Genomic DNA, 18,647 nt, shown 5'->3' with positions numbered 1-18,647 from the left:
ATGTGGTGGAGAAGATAGTGGATCTCAGCCCGGCGGTCCCCCACGGCTTCAAGGGGCCTCCTTCGACGGATCTCGGGGTGCAGCTCGAGGTCCGTACCAAGCCCGGTTACTGGCAGTCCGCCCAGACTACCCTGATGAGCCTGCACACCGGGTGCCACGTGGAATCGGCGTTGCACGTCGTGAAGGGAGGGGAGAGCATCGACGAGGTGGCGCTGGAGCGGGTGATGGGGGAGGCGGTGTTGCTGGACATGAGGCCCGTGGAGGCCATGGATCTGATAGACGTCCCCGATCTCGAAGGTGCCCTTGCACGTCTGGAATCGGCCGGGGAATCCATCAGGCCGGGGGACATCCTGCTGCTGTGCACCGGCTGGGCCGAGCGTGCCATCGGCCAACGCGAATACTTCCGCCGTTCGCCGGGTCTGACGGAGGGTGCCGCCCGCTGGCTGGTCAGGAGAGAGCCAAAGTGCATCGGCTGTGACTTCTTCGAAGAGCCCGCCGCCCGCGAGCCAGGCTGGAAACCCGAGGAGTTCGTGGTGCACAACGTGATACTGGGCGTCGGGATACCGCTGGTGGAGGGGCTGGTCAACCTGGGGAGCCTGCCCCCGCGCTGCAGGTTCTTCGCCCCGTTCTACAAATTCGCCGGTGTCGAGAGCGCCCCGGCCCGCGCCTTCGCGATCGTCGAAGGATGAGCGTCTCTCTTCTCAGGGTGCATCTGATCCGACACGGGGAGATCTCCTCGCACAAAGGCGACGTTCCTCTCACCGAGAGGGGACTCGCGCAGGCGGTCGAGGCCGGCGTCCGGCTCGGCAGGAAGCTGGGGCGTGACGAGAGCGTCTTCTTCCTGTACGCGCCGACGCGGCGAACGCGCCAGACCGCCTGCGCCATCCGCCGTGGTGTGGAGAGGTGCCTTCGGGCTGCAGACGATCAGGGGGCGGGGATCGAGCTGCACCCTCCCACGGAGGAGTGGGCGTTGCGCAACCCCGACCTTTACGTGGCCGGGGTCCGGGTGGAGATAGGGAGCTCACCCGAGGCGCTCGCCGCCCAGCTCGGTAAGACCGGGCCCTCCGTAAAGGACCTCACCGAACATCATTTCTTCGGAGAGTTCTGGCGTTCACCCGACCGCATCGGTTTCTGGCTGGAACGTCGGGACCCGCCGGGTGAGGATGGCGATGCCGTCGCCCGGCGGGTCTTGGCATTCTCTTCGAGCCTGCGCGACCTTCGCTCGGGGGCTCCTTCTAGAAGGTACGTCTGCGTGACCCATTCACCTCTTCTGCGCGCCTTCCTCCGGCGGTATCTGGACGGTCGGGATCCCGGTGAGCCGGATTACCTGGATTCGGTGGATCTGGAGTTCGGCGACGAGGTGAGGGTGACCTTCCGCGGGCGCAGCACCTGCCTTCCCTTGTTTACAAAGGAACCTCACGAGGTGTAATCTGTAGGACAACCTTGCATGCGTGGAGTTGGTAGGTCTCATCGTCTGGAGGAGCAGAAGGCTGGTGATCGTATGAAGCCGGAGGAGCTGTACGAGCGGCACCGGGCGGTGCTGCCGGATTGGATCTCGCTCTACTACGAGAAGCCCATCGAGCTCGTGCGCGGGGAGGGCTACAGGGTCTGGGATTCCGAGGGCAACGAGTACCTGGACTTCTTCGGCGGGATCGTCACCACCATAAGCGGGCACGCCGTCCCGGAGATCGTCGAGGCCGTGAAGGAGCAGGCGCAGAAGATCTTCCACTCCTCGACCCTCTACCTGATCGAGAGCCAGGTCAGGCTGGCGGAGAAGCTGATCTCGCTCTCCCCCATCTCGGGGGAGCAGAAGGTCTTCTTCGTCGGCAGCGGCTCGGAGGCGAACGAGGCGGCGCTGCTCTTCGCGACGACCTACCGCTCCTCGAGCGAGGTGATAGCCCTCCGCGGCTCCTACCACGGTGGATCCTTCGGCACCATGGGGATAACCGGTCAGGGGAGCTGGAGGCCCACCCCGCGCACCGCGCTGGACGTCTCCTACGCCATGCCCCCGCACCGCTCATACAGCCCGCTCTACGGGCGCCACGACGACCCGGAAGAGCTGGCCCGGGCGTGCGCCGAGGACGTGCGGAGCCTGATCGAGACCTCCACCACCGGGCGGGTGGCGGCCTTCATCGCCGAACCTATACAGGGCGTGGGGGGGTTCGTGGAGCTGCCCCCCGCCTACCTATCGCGGGTGAAGGAGATCCTGGACGAGTACGGCGTCCTGTTCGTCTCCGACGAGGTACAGACCGCTTTCGGCCGCACCGGGAGCCACTTCTGGGGCATCGAGCAGTCCGGGGTGGAACCGGACATCATCACCATGGCGAAAGGGCTCGGAAACGGGCTGGCCATCGGGGCGGTGATGGGCAGAGCCGAGGTCATCGACTCCCTCTCCCCCAAGCAGCACATCTCCACCTTCGGCGGCAACCCGATCTCGACCGCCGGGGCGCTCGCCAACCTGGAGTACATCCTCAAGAACGACCTGCAGAAGAACGCCGACGAAGTCGGCGGCTACCTGAAAGAGCGGCTCGTCGCGCTCGCCGGAGAGCACCGCTGCGTGGGCGAGGTGCGCGGCAGGGGCCTGATGCTCGCCATCGAGATCGTCGGACCCGGCGGTGAGCCCGACGGTGCTGCGGCGGCCCGCTTCCTCGAGGCCTGCCGGGAGCGCGGGGTGCTCGTCGGCAAGGGGGGTCTGAGGGGCAACGCCATCCGCATAGCGCCGCCGCTCACCATAACCCGCGAGGCGGCCAGAAGGGCGGCCGAGGTCTTCGATGAGGCGCTCGCAGAGGTGGAGTCGAAGGAGAGGGTGGGGTGAAGAGATGGAGATCGCGGAGAACGTCGACCACGGGCGCGCTATAGCCGAGCTGAAGGAGCTCGCGGAGCTCACCGGTGGTCCAGAAGGGGCGCGCAGGGTCTGCTGGACCGACGAGTGGGCGAAGGCCCGCCGGTGGCTGAGGGAGAAGCTCGATGAGGTCGGCTGCGAGGTCGAGACGGACGAAGCCGGCAACCTCTGGGCCACCGTGCGTGGGGCCTCGGAGAGGGCCGTCCTGCTCGGCGGGCACATAGACTCCGTCCCGAACGGTGGCTGGCTCGACGGCTGCCTGAACACCATCGCCGCGATGGAGACGCTGCGGGTGCTGGCGCAGAGGGACGAGCTCCCCGTGACCGTGCGGCTCGTGGACTGGGCCGACGAGGAGGGAGCACGCTTCGGGAGGAGCCTTCTGGGATCGAGCGCCTGCTCGGGGACGCTCGACCCCGACGAGGTGCGCAACCTGAAGGACAGGGACGGTATCGCGCTCCCCGACGCGCTCAGGGAGCACGGGGTCGAACTCGAGAAGATGAACGAGTCGCACCGGCAGCTCGAGAACGCCGTGGCCTACCTCGAGCTGCACATCGAGCAGGGGCCGGTGCTCGAGCGGCTGGACATCCCGGTCGGGGTGGTGCTCGGGACCTTCGGGGTCGAGCGGCACGCGATCAGCTTCACCGGGCAACACGCCCACTCCGGGTCGACCCCGATGGACGTGAGGAAGGATGCGTTCATCGCCGCCGCGCGTTCGGCCGTAGCCTTCCGGGACGACGCCGCCCGCCGCGACGACGTGCGCGCCACCACCGGCTTCGTCAACGTCTCGCCCGGCATCGTCACCGCGTTCAACGGGTGGTGCGAGATGTCGCTCGACCAGCGGGCCCTCGACGCCGGGGTGCTGTCGGACATGCTCGCCGTGGCAAAAGAGAACAGCGAGCGCATCGCGCGCGAGGAGGGCTGTGAGGTGCGTTGGGAGAGGCTCTGGCGCATCGAGCCCCGTCCGTTCGACGAACACCTCATCGGGATGGCCGAGGAGGCTGTGCGGGAGGTCACCGGCACCTCGCACAGGCTCCCATCGGGGCCGCTGCACGACGCGGCGGAGATGGCCCCGCTGATGCCTACGGTGATGCTCTTCGTCAAATCCCTCGGGGGCCTCAGCCACACCAAAGAGGAGGACACCCCCGAGGAAGACATCGCGCTCGCGGTGCAGGCGTTCTACCGGCTCGCGGTCAAGACGGTGGGCTGGGTCGCCGGTGGAGGCGGGCGGCGGTGAGCGCCGGGTCGCTCCTGGAAGGGAGAGGTTTCGGGGGAGCCTGAACGGGGGCTGTACATCCGGCCAGGCGGGACGGGAGACGGGTGGGGCTGATCCGTCCGGCGGGCCGGGGGAGTTTCGGGTGGGGAGGCACTAGGCTCTTTCGTGGAGAAGAAGGAGCCGTGCCGGAGTAAAGGAGGAGAGAGTGGAACGGGACGTGGCGGTAGGAAGGCGCGAGGTGGAGCGGCTCGAAGAGGAGGTCGGCTCCTCACCGCTCTACAACGATGACCTCGCGCCCACGGGGGCGGAGCAGAGGACATGGACGACCTACAACATCGCGGCGCTCTGGATCGGGATGAGCGTCGTCATCACCACCTATACCCTGGCCTCCGGGCTCATGGTCGCCGGGATGAACTGGTGGCAGGCGCTGCTCACGGTCTCCTTGGGGAACGTGCTCGTCCTGATCCCGATGCTCTTGAACGCCCACGCCGGGACCAGGTACGGGGTGCCCTTCCCGGTCTTCGTGCGCTCGTCGTTCGGGGTGCGGGGGGCGAACTTCGCCGCGATAGCCCGGGCGCTCGTCGCCTGCGGCTGGTTCGGGATACAGACCTGGATCGGGGGGCTCGCCGTGGACGCCCTCGCCACCGCGGCCTACGGCGGCTGGCAGGACGTCCCCGGGCACCGCTTCATCACCTTCTTCATCTTCTGGGGCGTGCAGGTCGCGATAATCCTGTTCGGGGTCGAGGGGGTGAGGAGGTTCGAGTCGATCGCCGCCCCTCTTCTTCTGATGGGTGGTGTGGTGCTCCTCGTCTGGGGGTTCGTCGCCGGTGGCGGGGTGGGGCACGTCTTCACCGCCTCGGCTAAGCTGCAACAGGGGAATGCCCCCTTCTGGTCGCTCTTCTGGACCGGGCTCGCCGCGAACGTGGGTTACTGGATCACGCTGTCTCTGAACATCCCGGACTTCACCCGCTACGCCAAAAGCCAGCGGGCGCAGGTTTTGGGGCAGGTCATCGGGCTCCCGCCGACGATGACCGCCTTCAGCTTCCTCGGGATAGCGGTCACCGCCGCCACCGTGGTCATCTTCGGCAAGCCCATCTGGGACCCGGTCGCGCTCACCACGAAGATCGCCGGGGGGCTGCCGGTAGTCCTGATCGCCGCGATGATAATCGTCGCCATCGCCCAGATCTCGACGAACATGGCCGCCAACGTCGTCTCGCCCTCCTTCGACTTCTCGAACCTGCTGCCGAGGTACATCTCTTTCCGGACCGGCGGGCTCATAACGGCGGTCATCGGGATCATCTCGTTCCCCTGGGTGCTCTACGAGAGCGCGAGCGCCTACATCTTCACCTGGCTCGTCGGCTACAGCAGCCTGCTCGGGGCGATAGCGGCGGTGATGATCTCGGACTACTGGATCGTACGCCGCCGCAACCTCTCCGTCCCCGACCTCTACAAGACCGACGGGCGCTACGCGTACTCCGGCGGGTGGAACTGGCGGGCCATCGTCGCGGTGCTGGTCGGTGTGGTGCCGGTCATCCCCGGCTTCGTCAAGGCCGCGACCACCCCGAACTTCGGCGGCGTCTTCCAGAACCCGAGCCTGGTCGAGAGCCTCTACAACTACGGGCTCTTCTTCACTTTCTTCGCCGCCGGGCTGGCCTACCTGGTGCTCAGCTACGCCACCGGGGGTGCCCGCGAGCCCGCCGCGGAGTCCGAGCGGGAGCCGGAGGCCACCTGAGAGATGGACTTCGGCGTAACGTTCCAGACGGACCCACCGGCCTGGCGCATCGTCGAGCTGACCAGGCGCGCCGAGGAGCTCGGGTTCACCCACGCCTGGACCTTCGACTCGCACATCCTCTGGCAGGAGCCATACGTGATCCACTCTCAGATGCTCTCGGCGACGGAGAGGATCAGGGTAGGTCCGTTCGTCACCAACCCGGCGACCCGCGACCCTACCGTGACGGCCTCTATCTTCGCCACGTTGAACGACATGTTCGGCAACCGCACGGTCTGCGGCATCGGGCGCGGGGACTCGGCGCAGCGGGTGCTCGGGAGGAAGCCGACGACGCTCGGGCAGCTCGAGGAGGCGATCCACGTCATAAGGGAGCTCGCCGGGGGACGGGAGGTCGAGATGCCGGGGGGCAGGGTGCGCATCCCCTGGGTCAGGGATGGGCGCCTGGAGGTGTGGGTAGCGGGCTACGGGCCGAAGGCGCTCGACCTCGTCGGGCGGGTCGCCGACGGGTTCATCCTGCAGCTCGCGGATCCGGTGATCCTGCGCTGGACCCTCTCGCGGGTGAGGGAGTCGGCGGAGGCGGCAGGGCGTGATCCGGACGGGATAACCATCTGCGTCGCCGCCCCGGCCTACGTCGGGGAGGACATCGCCCACCAGCGCGACCAGTGCCGGTGGTTCGGCGGGATGGTCGGCAACCACGTGGCGGACCTGGTTGCCCGTTACGGAGAGGACGGGGAGGTGCCCCGCGAGCTCACCGACTACATAAAGGCCCGCGAAGGCTACGACTACTCCCACCACGGACGGGCGGATAACCCGACCACGGAGTTCGTGCCGGACGAGATCGTCGAGCGGTTCTGCGTGCTCGGCACGGCGGAGGAGCACGTCGAGAAGTTGAAGACCCTGAGAGACCTCGGTGCGGATCAGTTCAACCTCTACCTCATGCACGACGCGATGGAGCAGACGCTGGAGGCGTACGGGCGCGAGGTTATCCCTGCCCTCGCGGGCGAGGAGGTGAGGTGAGTAAGGTTGCGGAGAAGTTCCTCGGATATATAGAATTGAGCGAATGGTCAAGGCGTCTCTTCGAAGCGGGGTTTTGAGAGTGATCAAACGCGTCGGGTTACTGGCAGTGGTGGTGCTACTCGCGTTGGTCCTTGCCGGATGCGGCTCCGGCGGCTCGGCGAGCGGCGGCTCAAGCGGCGGTGGCAGCAAGGCCAGCTCGGGCGGCAAGCAGGCGAGCGCCGGCGGCAACAGCAAGGTCAAGCCGGCGATGAACACCGACGTCGGCGGGCTCGGGGACAAGGGGTTCAACGACGCGGCGTACAAGGGCCTCAAGGAGGCCAAGAAGAAGCTCGGGGTGAAGATAGAGGTTCTACAGTCCAGCTCGCCTACCGACTATCAGAGCAACCTCTCCCAGCTCGCCAGCTCCGGCTACAACCCGGTGTACGCCATCGGGTTCTTGCAGTCCGATGCTTTGAAGCAGGTCGCCAAGCAGTACCCCAAGACCAACTTCGCGATCGTCGACTCGGTGGTGAAGGCTCCGAACGTTGCTAGCCTGGTCTTCAAGGACAACGAGGGGGCCTACCTCGCGGGCGTGGTCGCGGGGGACATGACCCAGATCAAGACGCCCTACACCAACCCCAAGACCAAGGTCGTCGGTTTCATAGGAGGGCAGAACTCGCCCCTGATCCGCAGTTTCCAGGCCGGGTTCGACGCTGGGGTGAAGTCCGTGTGCCCGGACTGCAAGGTGATAAACCAGTACGTGGGTTCGACCCCGGATGCGTTCAACGACCCGGCGACGGCCAAGCAGATCGCGCTCAACCAGATCAGCCAGGGGGCGGACATCGTCTACCCGGCGGCCGGCAACAGTGCCTCGGGGGCTTTCGAGGCGGCGCGTGAGAAGCACGTCTTCGCCATCGGGGTGGACCAGGACCAGGCCCCGCAGTTCCCGAAGGATCCGATCCTGACCTCCACGGTCAAGGGCGTGAACAACGCGGTCTTCCAGACGATAGAGGATGCGGCGAAGGGCAAGTTCCCCGCCGGGAAGACCATAGAGTTCGGGCTCAAGAACGGGGGCTACAAGCTGGCGCCGTTCCACCGCTTCTCGAACCTCGTCCCCCAGAAGGTCAAGAACGACCTGAAGAAGGCGCGCGAGGGGATAATCTCGGGCAAGATAAAGGTGCCCACCACGCCTTCTAAGTAGTCCGGGTAGAGCCGGATGAGCGTGGACAGGGACACGGAGCGGCGATCCTCCGGTCCTCCGGTCGTGCTCGAGATGCGGGGGGTGACGAAGACCTTCGGGTCCGTCGTGGCCAACGACCACATCTCGCTCGTGCTGCACCGCGGCGAGGTCCTGGGGCTACTGGGGGAGAACGGGGCGGGCAAGTCCACGCTGATGAAGATCCTCTACGGGCTCTACAGCCCGGACGAGGGTGAGATCTTCGTCGACGGGGAGCGGGTCGAGATCCGGACCCCGGCGGATGCGGTCCGGCTCGGGATCGGGATGGTCCACCAGCACTTCACGCTCATCCCGCGGCTCACCGTGGCGGAGAACATCGTGCTCGGCTCGGAGCCGCGCGGGAGGGGTGGGACGCTGGACATGAGCGGGGCGATCCGGGCCACCGAGGAGCTCAGCCGGCGCTACGGGCTCCGGGTGGACCCGAGGGCCCGGGTGGCGGACCTCTCGGTGGGGCTGCAGCAGCGGGTCGAGATCCTCAAGGCGCTCTACCGGGAGGCTCGCATCCTGGTCCTGGACGAGCCCACGGCCGTGCTCACGCCGCAGGAGACGCGGGACCTCTTCGGGGTCCTGAAGGAGCTCGTCGCCGACGGGCTCTCGATCATCTTCATCACCCACAAGCTCGAGGAGCTCTTCGGGGTGAGCGACAACATAACGGTCATCCGCGACGGGAGGGTCGTGGACACCGTGCGCACCGCCGACTCCGACGCCCGGCAGCTCGCCCGGCTCATGGTCGGGCGTGACGTGGTCCTGCAGGTGGAGAAGAAGCCGGAGGTGAAGGGGGAGGCCCTCCGACTGGAGGCGAGGGGGCTCGTCGTCGAGTCGGAGTTCGGGGTGGGGGTCAGGGGCGTAGACCTCGCGGTGCGTGCCGGGGAGATCCTCGGGATAGCCGGGGTCGACGGCAACGGGCAGACCGAGCTCGCCGAGGCGCTCGCCGGGATGCGCCCCGTGGACTCCGGCGGGGTCTACCTCGACGGGGAGGAGGTGACGCACCTCGGCGCGCGGGAGCGCCACGAGCGGGGGCTCGCGTACATCCCGGAGGACCGCAGGGAGAAAGGGCTCGTGCAGGAGTTCACGCTGGCCGAGAACTACGCGCTGAAATCCTACGCGAAGGCGCCGTTCTCGCGGTGGGGATGGCTCTTCCCGGGCCGGATGCGCCGGGAGGCGGAGAAGCAGCTTCGGGCCTTCGACGTGAGGCCGCTCGACCCGGACGCGCCGGCCCGGACCCTCTCCGGGGGCAACCAGCAGAAGGTGATCCTGGCGCGCGAGCTCTCCGGGGAGCCCGGGGTCATCATCGCCTCCCAGCCCACCCGGGGTCTGGATGTGGGGGCGATAGAGTTCGTGCACGAGATGTTGCTGAAGCAGCGGGAGGCGGGCAAGGCGGTGCTCCTGATCTCGATGGAGCTCGAAGAGGTGCGCTCGCTCTCCGACAGGATCGCGGTGATCTACGACGGCAGGATAGTGGGCGAGCTGGAGGCCGATGAGGCGACCGACGAACAGCTGGGGTTGCTGATGGCCGGTCACAGCCCCGAGGAGGCGGGCCTCAGGTGAGCGCGGCCGGAGTCACCGGCTCTTTTGCCCGCCGGCTGCTCGTCGGGAGCATCCGGGCGCTCCTTTTCCCGGTCGTCGCGATAGTGCTCGCGCTCGTGATAGGGGCGATCATCGTCGCGGCGACCGGCAACAACCCGGCGGCGGCCTACGGGGCGCTGCTCGACGGGGCGTTCGGCTCGGCGCCGGCGGTGGGCCGGACGCTCGTAAACGCCACGCCGCTGGTCCTCACCGGGCTCGCCTTCGCGATCCCCTTCCGGGCCTCGATGTTCAACATCGGGGGTGAGGGACAGCTCTTCATCGGGGCGATCACCGCGGCCGCGCTCGGCACCACCGTCGCGGGGAGCGGGGTGGTGTGGGTGGCGATCATCATCCTGGCCTGTCTCGCGGCGGGGTTTTTGTGGGGGGCCATCCCCGGCCTTCTCAAGGCCCGCTTCGGGGCGCACGAGGTGATAACCACGATCATGCTCAACTACGTGGGCATAAACCTCGCCTACTGGCTGGCGCAACACCCGTTCTCCGGGCACGGCACGGTGCCGGGCACCGGTTTCGTGAGCGCCCGGCTCGCCTACCTCGGGGGCGGGCTCGGGCAGGCCAACTACGGCTCGCTCGTCGCCATACTGGCCGCGGTGGCGGCGTACCTCTTGCTGTGGCGCACCACGCTCGGCTACACGCTGCGCGCCGTGGGGCACTCCCCGGAGGCCGCCCGCTACGCGGGGATGAGCCTCGGGCTGAGCACGACGCTCGCGATGGCCATAGGCGGGGCGTTCGCGGCCGTGGGTGGCGGGATCGAGGTGATCGGGACGTTCGGGAGCATGAGCGTGCCGTTCGTCTCGAACCTCGGGTTCAACGGCATCGGGGTCGCGATGCTCGGGCGCAACCACCCGGCCGGGATCGTACTCGGGGCGCTCCTGCTCGGGGCGCTGCAGGGCGGGGCGCAGCAGATGCAGTTCGCGACGCAGGTGCCGCTGGATCTCGCGAACGTGATCATCGCGATCATACTGCTCTTCGTCACGGCGGTGGGGCTCGTCGAGCTCCTTATAGGCAGAAAACGCCTCAGGGCGATGCTCTCGGGCAGGAGAGGGAAGGAGGCCTGAGTGGCGGATTTCGTGGGTCAGATCACGCCGCTCCTCTCGGGGACCATCAGCAACGCCACACCGCTCATCCTCACGGCCGTCGGGGCGGTCTTCAGCGAGCGCTCGGGGGTGATGAACATAGGGCTCGAGGGGATGATGCTGATCAGCGCGTTCGCCGGGGCCGTGGGCGGGTACTTCGCCGGGAGCGTGTGGGTTGGGCTCCTCTTCGCGCTCCTCGCCGGGCTCGTCTTCGCGCTCATCCACGCGCTGATGTGCGTAACCTTTGAGGCCGACCAGATTATCTCCGGCACCGCCATAAACCTGCTCGCTCTCGCCGCCCCCGGGTTCATCATGCTCATCATCTTCGGGCACAAGGGCACCACGCCCACCGTCCCCAACTTCAACAACCTGAGCATCCCGCTCCTCAGCAAGATCCCGTTCGTAGGCCCCGCCCTCTTCGATCAGGACGCGATCGTCTACATCATGTACCTGCTCATCCCCCTGGCATACTTCGTGCTCTTCAAGACCAGCTTCGGGCTCAGGCTCAGGGCGACCGGTGAGTCCCCCGAATCGGTCGACGTCGCCGGGATCAGCGTGAGCCGGATGCGCTACTACGGTGTTGCGATCTCGGGGCTGATGGCCGGGCTAGGAGGGCTCTACCTCTCGACCGGGCTCCTCTCGGCGTTCACCGAGAACATGACCGGCGGGCGGGGCTTCATCGCGCTCGCGGCGATGATCTTCGGCCGCTGGCACCCGATAGGCGCCACCCTGGCCGCGCTCCTGTTCGGCTTCGCGGAGGCCGTCGCGACCCGCTACGGGCAGGGCTTCGTCCCGGTGGAGTTCTCGCAGATGATCCCCTACGTACTCACGATCCTGGTGCTCGCGGGCGTCGGGGGCAGGGCGATCCCCCCGGCGGCGATCGGTCGCCCCTACCGCAAGGAGTGATACATTGAAAGCAAGGATCGAAGCCAGCCCGGAGGTGGAGGAGGCCCTGCGGGAGGGCCGTCCGGTCGTCGCGCTGGAGTCCACCCTGATCTCTCACGGCCTGCCCCGACCGGACAACCTGCGCGTCGCCCGCGAGCTGGAGGAGATCGTACGAGATGAGGGTGCGGTTCCCGCGACCGTGGGCGTCGTCGATGGCGTCCCCAGGGTGGGGCTCGGGGCGGACGAGATAGAGCTTCTCGCAACCGCGGAGGAGGTGGCCAAGCTCTCGGCGCGCGACCTCCCCATCGCGGCGACGAAGGGCATCCACGGGGCGACGACCGTCGCCGCCACGGCGCATCTCGCTGCGCGCCTCGGGATACGGCTCTTCGCCACCGGGGGGCTCGGCGGGGTGCACCGCGGGGCGCGCGAGTCCTGGGACGTCTCGGCCGACCTCGCCGCCCTCTCCCGGACGCCGGTCGCCGTGGTCTGCTCGGGCGTGAAATCCATCCTCGACGTCCCGGCGACCCTGGAGTATCTGGAGACGCTCGGTGTTCCGGTGGTGGGGTTCGGAACCGACCGCTTCCCCGGCTTCTACCTCTCCGACTCGGGATATTCGCTGGATTGGTCTCTGGACGACGAGACGCAGGTCGCCCGCCTGATGGAGAACCTCCCGGCCGTCGGCCTCGAGCGCAGCGGGCTGGTGATCGCGAACCCCGTTTCTCCCGAGGACCAGCTCGACCCGGAGCTACACGACGAGGCGCTGAAGAGCGGCCTCGAGGCCCTCGAGCGCCACGGCATGCGGGGCAGGGAGGTCACGCCTTTCTTGCTGGATCACTTCCTTAAAGTCACCGGGGGCAGGAGCCTGGAGGTGAACGAGAAGATAGTCAGGAACAACGCCCGCCTCGCCGCGCGCATCGCTGTCGTACTCGCGTCAGGTGTGTAGGAGACCCATCGCGTAAAATACGTCTGGTAAGCCAAAAGTAAGGCTCAAGCTATGTGCTTGTACCTCCCTTTCGATCTTCTTCACCGTTTCAATCCCTCATAGGTGGGCTCAAAACCCAAACTATGCAGCACCACTACCATCGATGTCGACCTTCTTGAAAGCCCTCAACACTTTCCAGGTAGTCAAGAGCACATGTGAACAACAACGGCACATATTTCGAAATCTGCGTGAATGCAGGTGGCAAGGCAGTAGTTAGGGCTATCTTAACGGCGCCACAACCTCTTGGTGCGGGCAAGAAATATCACCATGAGTTATGCCTGGGTGCCGGAGGCAGAGATATTGTGAAGAGATCATCGACTGGCAGCAGAAGTTTGGAAGTTTTGTTCTTGACTATCGAGTGGTCACTCCGACGATAGGGCGCCGACGCTATCCTCACGCGTGCCAGGTTGACGGACGAGGGGTGTGATGCGGTCTGGCAATCTCCAAGCCAGAACTGTGCCGCAGAGCGCGGCGGCCCCCATTATAGCGAGAGCAATGGTAGGAACATCAAGCGCGAACTGAACCACGAAAATGAGCAGGTTCCCCATGATGTGACTGGTCAACATCATGAACCCCACGGCGAGGCCCTGCCTGGTGGATCCCACATACCGTTCCACCCACTCCATAATCACCGGGTAACCTGTGAGTAAGACCAGACCATCGAGTGTCATCCACGCCGCCAGCCACCAGATGGCGTGGGACATCATCATGGCCGCAAACATCAGCGTGGTCATACCCACCGCCACTCGCAACAAGCCGCGCCGACGCCCGCGCGCGGCTGCCCACGGCGGTAACGTGGCCGATCCGATAATGCCCACTACCGTCATCCATGCCAGGAGACGGCCGGCTAAGGAGCCCAGGCCGTAAACAGCCAAAATGGGTTGTAACCACGTGTTGAGCGCATCGAACAAGCCGATGCCGATGGCGAGAAGACCGGTCAGCAACCAGAAGGTCGTGTCCCTCAGCAGCGGGCCAAGCGCTGCGCGAAGAGACATGGAGGACGCCTGTATCTCCCTGTGCGCATCGAATGTACGGGGGACGGACGCGGCCAAGACCGTGCCAAGCATGCCCAGGATCGGAACCACCGCGCTTCCCAACTCCACAGCAGCGAGGCCACCTCTGGGCCACAAGAGGGGAGATGCCACCATCACGGCGACAATCCCCACGAACATCGCCACGCTGCAGAGAGAGATCGCGACGGGACGGCGGGGCTCTGGAAACCAGCGTGCCGCAAACGCCGGAATGGCGTTGAGCACAAACGGCTGGCCAATGGCAAGCAGTAGCTGCATCGCGAACTGCCAAGCGTAAGAGGTGGGCCACACCAGGCGAAGCGCGGATGGTACTCCGATGAGAAGAGCGGCTGCCACCAGAGCCTTGCGGAAGTGAACATCCAGCCATCGCCCCGCCGGTAGCCCAACGAGAATGTAAACTAGCGGAAACAGTGCCGATAGGTCTCCCACCAAACCCACAGATACATGCATTACCGCTGCGACGTTGGTCGTGATAGGAGCAAAAGTGAGCCAGGCTATTTGTGAACCACAGATGAGCAGGGCGAAACCCAACAGAGCCAACCACCGATTCATGCGCCCACCTCTTTACGTGAAGGTGCGTTCATCGAAACCAAGTGTTGGCGAGGTGAATAAACAGTTGCTCAGTCAAATCCGGAGGCAGGATGCGTAGCAACATGTTGACGGTGGCCATCTCCTGCGGCAATCCTCTCTCTCCCAGTCCCGCTGCCTCCAGCACGGCTTCGGGACCCTGGTGCCCGCTACTGAGTTGTTCCAGGATTCCTTTCAGGTCCGGCTGCGGAAGTGTGTTCGTCTGCTCCACCGACGCCTGAAAATCCTGGATAAACGCCTGCAACTGCTCGCCGTTGACCGGCGTCACCGTCAGATGCAAACTGGGATCCAACCCGTACTCGGGGCGCCCCGGCTGTACCTGCACATACCAACCTCGACGGCGCATCTCGTCGGCTAGCCTGAACAGATCGACGGTGTCGGAGCCGAGCGCCAGCAAGCCCGCCTGTGGCTGGCCGAGCACCTTGACGTCAGCCACACGCGGCAGCTCATGCTCCAGTGTTTTGCGAATCCGTAGAATCTCCTCTGCCAAGCGCAGGTAGCCCGCATCCCCGATAGCATGCAGCATGGCCCACGTCCCGGCCAGCGGACCTCCTGACTTGGTGGACTGCAGCGTGGTGTTCAGGACCGGGTATCCACTCCAGCGCGTGCAGGCGAAATATTGGTATTTTCTGAATTCCATGCTTCTGTATAGGACTACGGAGGCGCCCTTCGGAGCGTAGGCATACTTGTGCAGGTCCACCGATAACGATGTGACGCCTGTAATCCTAAAGTCGAAGGGGGGAATGGATTCCCCAAGACGGGCGAAATCGTACAGCAAAAAGCCACCGATGCACGCGTCGACGTGCAGCCATACGCCGTGGCTTTCAGCCAGCCTACCTATGTCCTCTATCGGATCCATCACGCCGTGCGAGTAATTCACCGCGGACGCTACGATAAGGCATGTCTCTGGCGTGATGGCTGCTTCCACTGCGGCAGGGTCCACCGTGAAGGTAACGGGATCGACCGGGAGGAGGCGAAGCCGCAGACCCAACCAGTGTGCGGCTTTGTGAAATGCAGCGTGAGCGGTGACGGGGATCACCATTTCCGGCTGAGCCACGCCGGGCCTGTTGTCGCGAAACCAGTCCCGGGCCGCCTTCACCGCGAGCATAATACTCTCCGTACCACCGGACGTGAAGTTGCCGACGGTATCCGGACCTGGATGAAAGCGTGCGGCCGTCATCTGCACCGTCTCATTTTCCAGCCGCAGCAAACTTGGAAACACGGTAAAGTCGAGTGCGTTCAGCGCTTGAAAACGCATAAACGCCTCGCGAGCGACAGCCTCCGCATGATGTAACCCGCTGTCGTAGAGGTATGCCCACACACGGCCCCCTTCTGCACGCATGTCTTTCGTGCGATACCTCTCCAACTGCTCGAAGATTTGCTCCGCCGTCCATGGGCGTTCCGGAATGGTTCGCACCTGTTCTCACACTCCTTGCGCCGATGTTCAGTTTCAATCCCTCATAGATGGGCTCGAAACGGTTTCCCCCACCCCCGCTTCTACACCTTCGCCAGGAATTGTTTTACGTTTCAATTCCTCATAGTGGGTGCGAAACCGCGATCGGACCCCGGGGCCTGCTGATAAGAGTCTCAGCGTCATTTTCAATTTCTATAGGCGGCCTCAAAACCACAACCTTCAAATATCGGTTTGCAGTTATTTGCGGGCTCCTCTCCCTTGACCCCTTCCTTCCCAACGTAATTATAGAGCCAAGTCCTTGGGTGAACCAAATCGTCCGGCGTCGACCTCCGAGCGTAATGCGTTACCGGAGATCTATGCAGCTACGGGAAGCTGCTCTTCTGACTGGAAGCTGCTCTTCTGACTGGTGAGATCAGTGTTCCACGGGGCGCACCGTGAGCGTAATCTCGGCGTTTCTTCTCAGTATCCTCAGCGGGAGGTCCCTGCCGATGGCCGAGTCGTCCAAAAGGCCGAGTAGCTCGCCGACCGAACGCACTCGATGCTCGCCCAGGCCTACGATGAGGTCGCCGGGCTTCACCCCGGCTCTCTCCGCCGGGCTGTTGGGGGCGACGCTCGTCACTTCGGCACCACCGGGGCTCCCGTCGGAGGCGGGGCGCGTCCCGACCGTGACGCCGAGGAACGCCCTTCTCACCCGCCCCTCTGTGACCAGCGAGAACACTATTCTCCGGAAGGCCGCGGAGACCGGTATCGCGAACCCTATGCCCTGCGCCCGGCCGATGATCGCGGTGTTTATCCCCACGACATGACCCGTCGAATCGGCCAGCGGCCCTCCCGAGTTGCCCGGGTTGACCGCCGCATCCGTCTGGATGACGTTCTCGATCGGACGACCTTCCTGGGAGGTGATCGTACGATCCAGCGCGCTCACCACACCAGCCGTCACGCTCCGCTGGAACCCCAAGGGGTTGCCTATGGCCACGACGAGCTGTCCGACGACGAGGTTGCCGGCATCTCCCAGCTCCGCGACTTTCGGCTCGGTTTCAGGAGAGAACCGCAGTACGGCGAGATCGCTCGCGGGATCGTCGCCGGCTGTCCGCACCCGCGCCGTGCCACCGTCGGAGAGAACGGCGAGCAGCCCCCCGCCTCCACGCCGCGAGAGACCACGCACCACGTGGCTGTTGGTGACGGCCGTGGCCTCGGTCCCGCTGACACCCAGTATCACGCCGCTACCACCGACCCTCCCCTCGGGGGTCGCGACGCCGATGACCGCGGGCTCGAGACGCTCGGTGACGTACCTTACGGTCCTCGAGTACGCGTCGAGCTCCGGCCGGGGGAGCCGGGAGCTTGCCTGCAGGTTCTCAAAAATTTCCATGATTGGATAATTTTTACCGCACCTCCGCGGCTCGGACACCGGACGAAGGGTCAGGTTTCTTGCTTGACCGATCAAAAAATATTGTTGTATATTGCATCGACAAAATTTGATCCAAGTGTGGAGGTGCTGAGCGTGGGCGATGAGATGAGGGAGCAGGTCCGGCGGAAGTACGCGAGGGCTGCTCTCGGGGTGCGGAGCGAAGGCTGTTGCGGCTCTGGGGGACTTGAGACGAACTTCGCGTGCGGCAGCTACGCGCCGGAGGAGATCGGGGAGCTTCCGGAGGAGGCGGTTGGTGCTTCATTGGGGTGCGGCAACCCGGTTGCTTTGGCTACTCTCTCTCCCGGAGAGGTAGTACTTGACCTCGGGAGCGGCGGCGGGATAGATGTGCTGCTCTCGGCCAGAAGGGTCTCTCCGGGCGGGAAGGCGTACGGGGTGGACATGACCGACGAGATGCTTGCGCTCGCCAGGGAGAATCTGCGAAAGTCGGGGCTGGAGAACGCTGAGTTCTTGAGAGGTGAGATAGAGAACCTGCCGCTGCCCGACGAGCATGTAGACGTCGTGCTCTCCAACTGCGTCATAAACCTCTCCACCGACAAGCCTAAAGTGTTCTCCGAGGCTTACCGGGTCTTGAAGCCCGGCGGGCGCTTTGCGGTCTCCGACGTGGTGTTTCTCGGGAGCAGGGCGGAGTTGCCGGAGCCGGTGCGCGAGAAGGTGGAGCTCTGGACCGGATGTATCGCCGGTGCCCTGGAGAGAGCCGAGTACGAGCAGCTGCTCGCGAAAGCCGGATTCGGGGAGGTCTCCGTGGAAGTCCAGAACGTCTACGACCCGCAGGCCGTGGAAGGGCTCGAGGGGCCCGAGGAGGTCGAGGCTTTGAGGAAAGTGCCCGTGGCGAGCGCCTTCATCCGGGCCAGGAAGCCTGCGCGGGAGGAGGCTTCAGATGCCGGGGAGTGAGACCGGGGTACCGGAGCGGAGCGTGCGTCCTTCCGAGACCGGAAGGGCCGCCAGACTTGCCGCCCTGGGACAGGCCCTCTCCGACCCGATGAGGGTGAAGATGCTCGGGATGCTCGCGGCGGGTAGAGGCTGCTGCGGGCTGCCCGACCTCGGGGTGCCCGCGGACGGCGATGGGGAGGGCATCTGCGTCTGCGAGTTCGAGGAGCACTTCGGGCTGGGGCAGTCGAGGGTCTCCTACCATCTCGCGAAGCTCAAGAGGGCGGGACTCGTCCGCGAGGAGAAACGCGGCAGGTGGCGCTTCTACTCGCTAGAGCGGGAGGCGGTAAAAGCTCTGCTCGGTGAGCTGGCCTCTCACCTGGATCCTGGTTTGGGCGAGGAGCGCGTTCACTGCCGCCAGGATCGGGAGCGGGCAGAGGATTTTTCGGATCATCGGCCATCTCCTGACCCCATCGCAGGATAAGGTTTTTCCCTCGCCAATCCTTGACCCCGGCTTCTGCCGGATGGTAATACGGGGAACGAAGGAGAAGAGCGAGGAGGTTACTTGCCCTTCGTTACCGAACTCACCCGGGCCTTCGGCCTCGAATACCCGATAGTCTCCGCCCCGATGGCCGCGTCTCCGGAGGGCGCCTCGCCGCGGCGGTCTCCGAGGCTGGAGCTCTCGGGCTCGTCGGTGGCGGCTACGGAGCCCCGGAGCGGCTGCGGGAAGCCGCCCGGGTCATCGGAGAGGAGGGGTAGGATGATGGATGGCAC

The 18,647-nt window shown here is 65.4% G+C and carries 17 protein-coding genes; 14 read left to right on the top strand and 3 right to left on the bottom strand.

Going from position 1 to position 18,647, the window contains the following annotated elements; all coding sequences use genetic code 11:
- Positions 1-5 precede the first annotated feature (5 nt).
- The 11 genes from AC6EKW_RS08035 to AC6EKW_RS07985 all read left to right on the top strand — a co-directional run bounded on the left by AC6EKW_RS08035 (position 6) and on the right by AC6EKW_RS07985 (position 12,505).
- Positions 6-689 carry a cyclase family protein gene (locus tag AC6EKW_RS08035; protein ID WP_498514116.1) on the top strand — a complete coding sequence of 228 codons (684 nt, stop codon included), beginning with the start codon at positions 6-8 and terminating at the stop codon, positions 687-689.
- Positions 686-1,429 carry a histidine phosphatase family protein gene (locus AC6EKW_RS08030; RefSeq protein ID WP_273888985.1) on the top strand — a complete coding sequence of 248 codons (744 nt, stop codon included), beginning with the start codon at positions 686-688 and terminating at the stop codon, positions 1,427-1,429. The genes AC6EKW_RS08035 and AC6EKW_RS08030 overlap by 4 nt, the downstream gene beginning before the upstream one ends.
- Before the next feature lie 72 nt (positions 1,430-1,501).
- The gene (locus AC6EKW_RS08025) at positions 1,502-2,815 is read left to right on the top strand and encodes an aspartate aminotransferase family protein (RefSeq protein ID WP_498514115.1); all 1,314 of its coding nucleotides are present in this window, start codon (positions 1,502-1,504) and stop codon (positions 2,813-2,815) included.
- Positions 2,816-2,819: 4 nt separating this feature from the next.
- Entirely contained in the window at positions 2,820-4,076 is a 1,257-nt protein-coding gene (locus tag AC6EKW_RS08020) for a Zn-dependent hydrolase (RefSeq protein ID WP_498514114.1), read from the top strand.
- 184 nt (positions 4,077-4,260) lie between these two features.
- A complete protein-coding gene (locus tag AC6EKW_RS08015; RefSeq protein WP_498514113.1) occupies positions 4,261-5,787 on the top strand; it encodes an NCS1 family nucleobase:cation symporter-1 in 1,527 nt (508 codons plus the stop codon).
- A gap of 3 nt (positions 5,788-5,790) precedes the next feature.
- A complete protein-coding gene (locus tag AC6EKW_RS08010; protein WP_498514112.1) occupies positions 5,791-6,801 on the top strand; it encodes a TIGR03842 family LLM class F420-dependent oxidoreductase in 1,011 nt (336 codons plus the stop codon).
- A gap of 79 nt (positions 6,802-6,880) precedes the next feature.
- Entirely contained in the window at positions 6,881-7,981 is a 1,101-nt protein-coding gene (locus AC6EKW_RS08005) for a BMP family lipoprotein (RefSeq protein WP_273889006.1), read from the top strand.
- A 15-nt stretch (positions 7,982-7,996) separates the two neighbouring features.
- Positions 7,997-9,565 carry an ABC transporter ATP-binding protein gene (locus AC6EKW_RS08000; RefSeq protein ID WP_498514111.1) on the top strand — a complete coding sequence of 523 codons (1,569 nt, stop codon included), beginning with the start codon at positions 7,997-7,999 and terminating at the stop codon, positions 9,563-9,565.
- A complete protein-coding gene (locus AC6EKW_RS07995) occupies positions 9,562-10,659 on the top strand; it encodes an ABC transporter permease (RefSeq protein WP_273888979.1) in 1,098 nt (365 codons plus the stop codon). The genes AC6EKW_RS08000 and AC6EKW_RS07995 overlap by 4 nt, the downstream gene beginning before the upstream one ends.
- Positions 10,660-11,583, top strand: coding sequence for an ABC transporter permease (locus AC6EKW_RS07990; RefSeq protein WP_498514110.1), 924 nt, complete (start codon positions 10,660-10,662; stop codon positions 11,581-11,583).
- Between the two features lie 4 nt (positions 11,584-11,587).
- Positions 11,588-12,505 carry a pseudouridine-5'-phosphate glycosidase gene (locus AC6EKW_RS07985; RefSeq protein WP_498514109.1) on the top strand — a complete coding sequence of 306 codons (918 nt, stop codon included), beginning with the start codon at positions 11,588-11,590 and terminating at the stop codon, positions 12,503-12,505.
- A gap of 401 nt (positions 12,506-12,906) precedes the next feature.
- On the opposite strand, the gene AC6EKW_RS07980 is transcribed toward AC6EKW_RS07985, so the two are convergent.
- From AC6EKW_RS07980 to AC6EKW_RS07970, 3 genes are all read right to left on the bottom strand, one after another.
- The gene (locus AC6EKW_RS07980; RefSeq protein ID WP_498514108.1) at positions 12,907-14,127 is read right to left on the bottom strand and encodes an MFS transporter; all 1,221 of its coding nucleotides are present in this window, start codon (positions 14,125-14,127) and stop codon (positions 12,907-12,909) included.
- A 28-nt stretch (positions 14,128-14,155) separates the two neighbouring features.
- A complete protein-coding gene (locus AC6EKW_RS07975) occupies positions 14,156-15,580 on the bottom strand; it encodes a pyridoxal phosphate-dependent decarboxylase family protein (protein ID WP_273888975.1) in 1,425 nt (474 codons plus the stop codon).
- Positions 15,581-15,989: 409 nt separating this feature from the next.
- Positions 15,990-16,946 carry a S1C family serine protease gene (locus AC6EKW_RS07970; RefSeq protein ID WP_273888974.1) on the bottom strand — a complete coding sequence of 319 codons (957 nt, stop codon included), beginning with the start codon at positions 16,944-16,946 and terminating at the stop codon, positions 15,990-15,992.
- 144 nt (positions 16,947-17,090) lie between these two features.
- Between AC6EKW_RS07970 and arsM the strand changes: the two genes are divergently transcribed.
- The 3 genes from arsM to AC6EKW_RS07955 all read left to right on the top strand — a co-directional run bounded on the left by arsM (position 17,091) and on the right by AC6EKW_RS07955 (position 18,632).
- Positions 17,091-17,897 (top strand): arsenite methyltransferase, encoded by an 807-nt coding sequence (gene arsM, locus AC6EKW_RS07965; RefSeq protein WP_420542091.1) that lies wholly within the window; start codon positions 17,091-17,093, stop codon positions 17,895-17,897.
- A complete protein-coding gene (locus tag AC6EKW_RS07960) occupies positions 17,884-18,357 on the top strand; it encodes an ArsR/SmtB family transcription factor (RefSeq protein WP_498514107.1) in 474 nt (157 codons plus the stop codon). The genes arsM and AC6EKW_RS07960 overlap by 14 nt, the downstream gene beginning before the upstream one ends.
- Before the next feature lie 122 nt (positions 18,358-18,479).
- Positions 18,480-18,632, top strand: a complete 153-nt coding sequence (locus AC6EKW_RS07955) for a nitronate monooxygenase (RefSeq protein ID WP_498514131.1) — start codon at positions 18,480-18,482, stop codon at positions 18,630-18,632.
- The last annotated feature ends 15 nt before the right edge of the window (positions 18,633-18,647 follow it).

It is taken from the genome of Rubrobacter sp. M3-4, assembly GCF_059772285.1.
The sequence above is the reverse complement of the archived record's forward strand: the minus strand, read 5'-3'. Positions and strand labels throughout refer to the sequence as shown.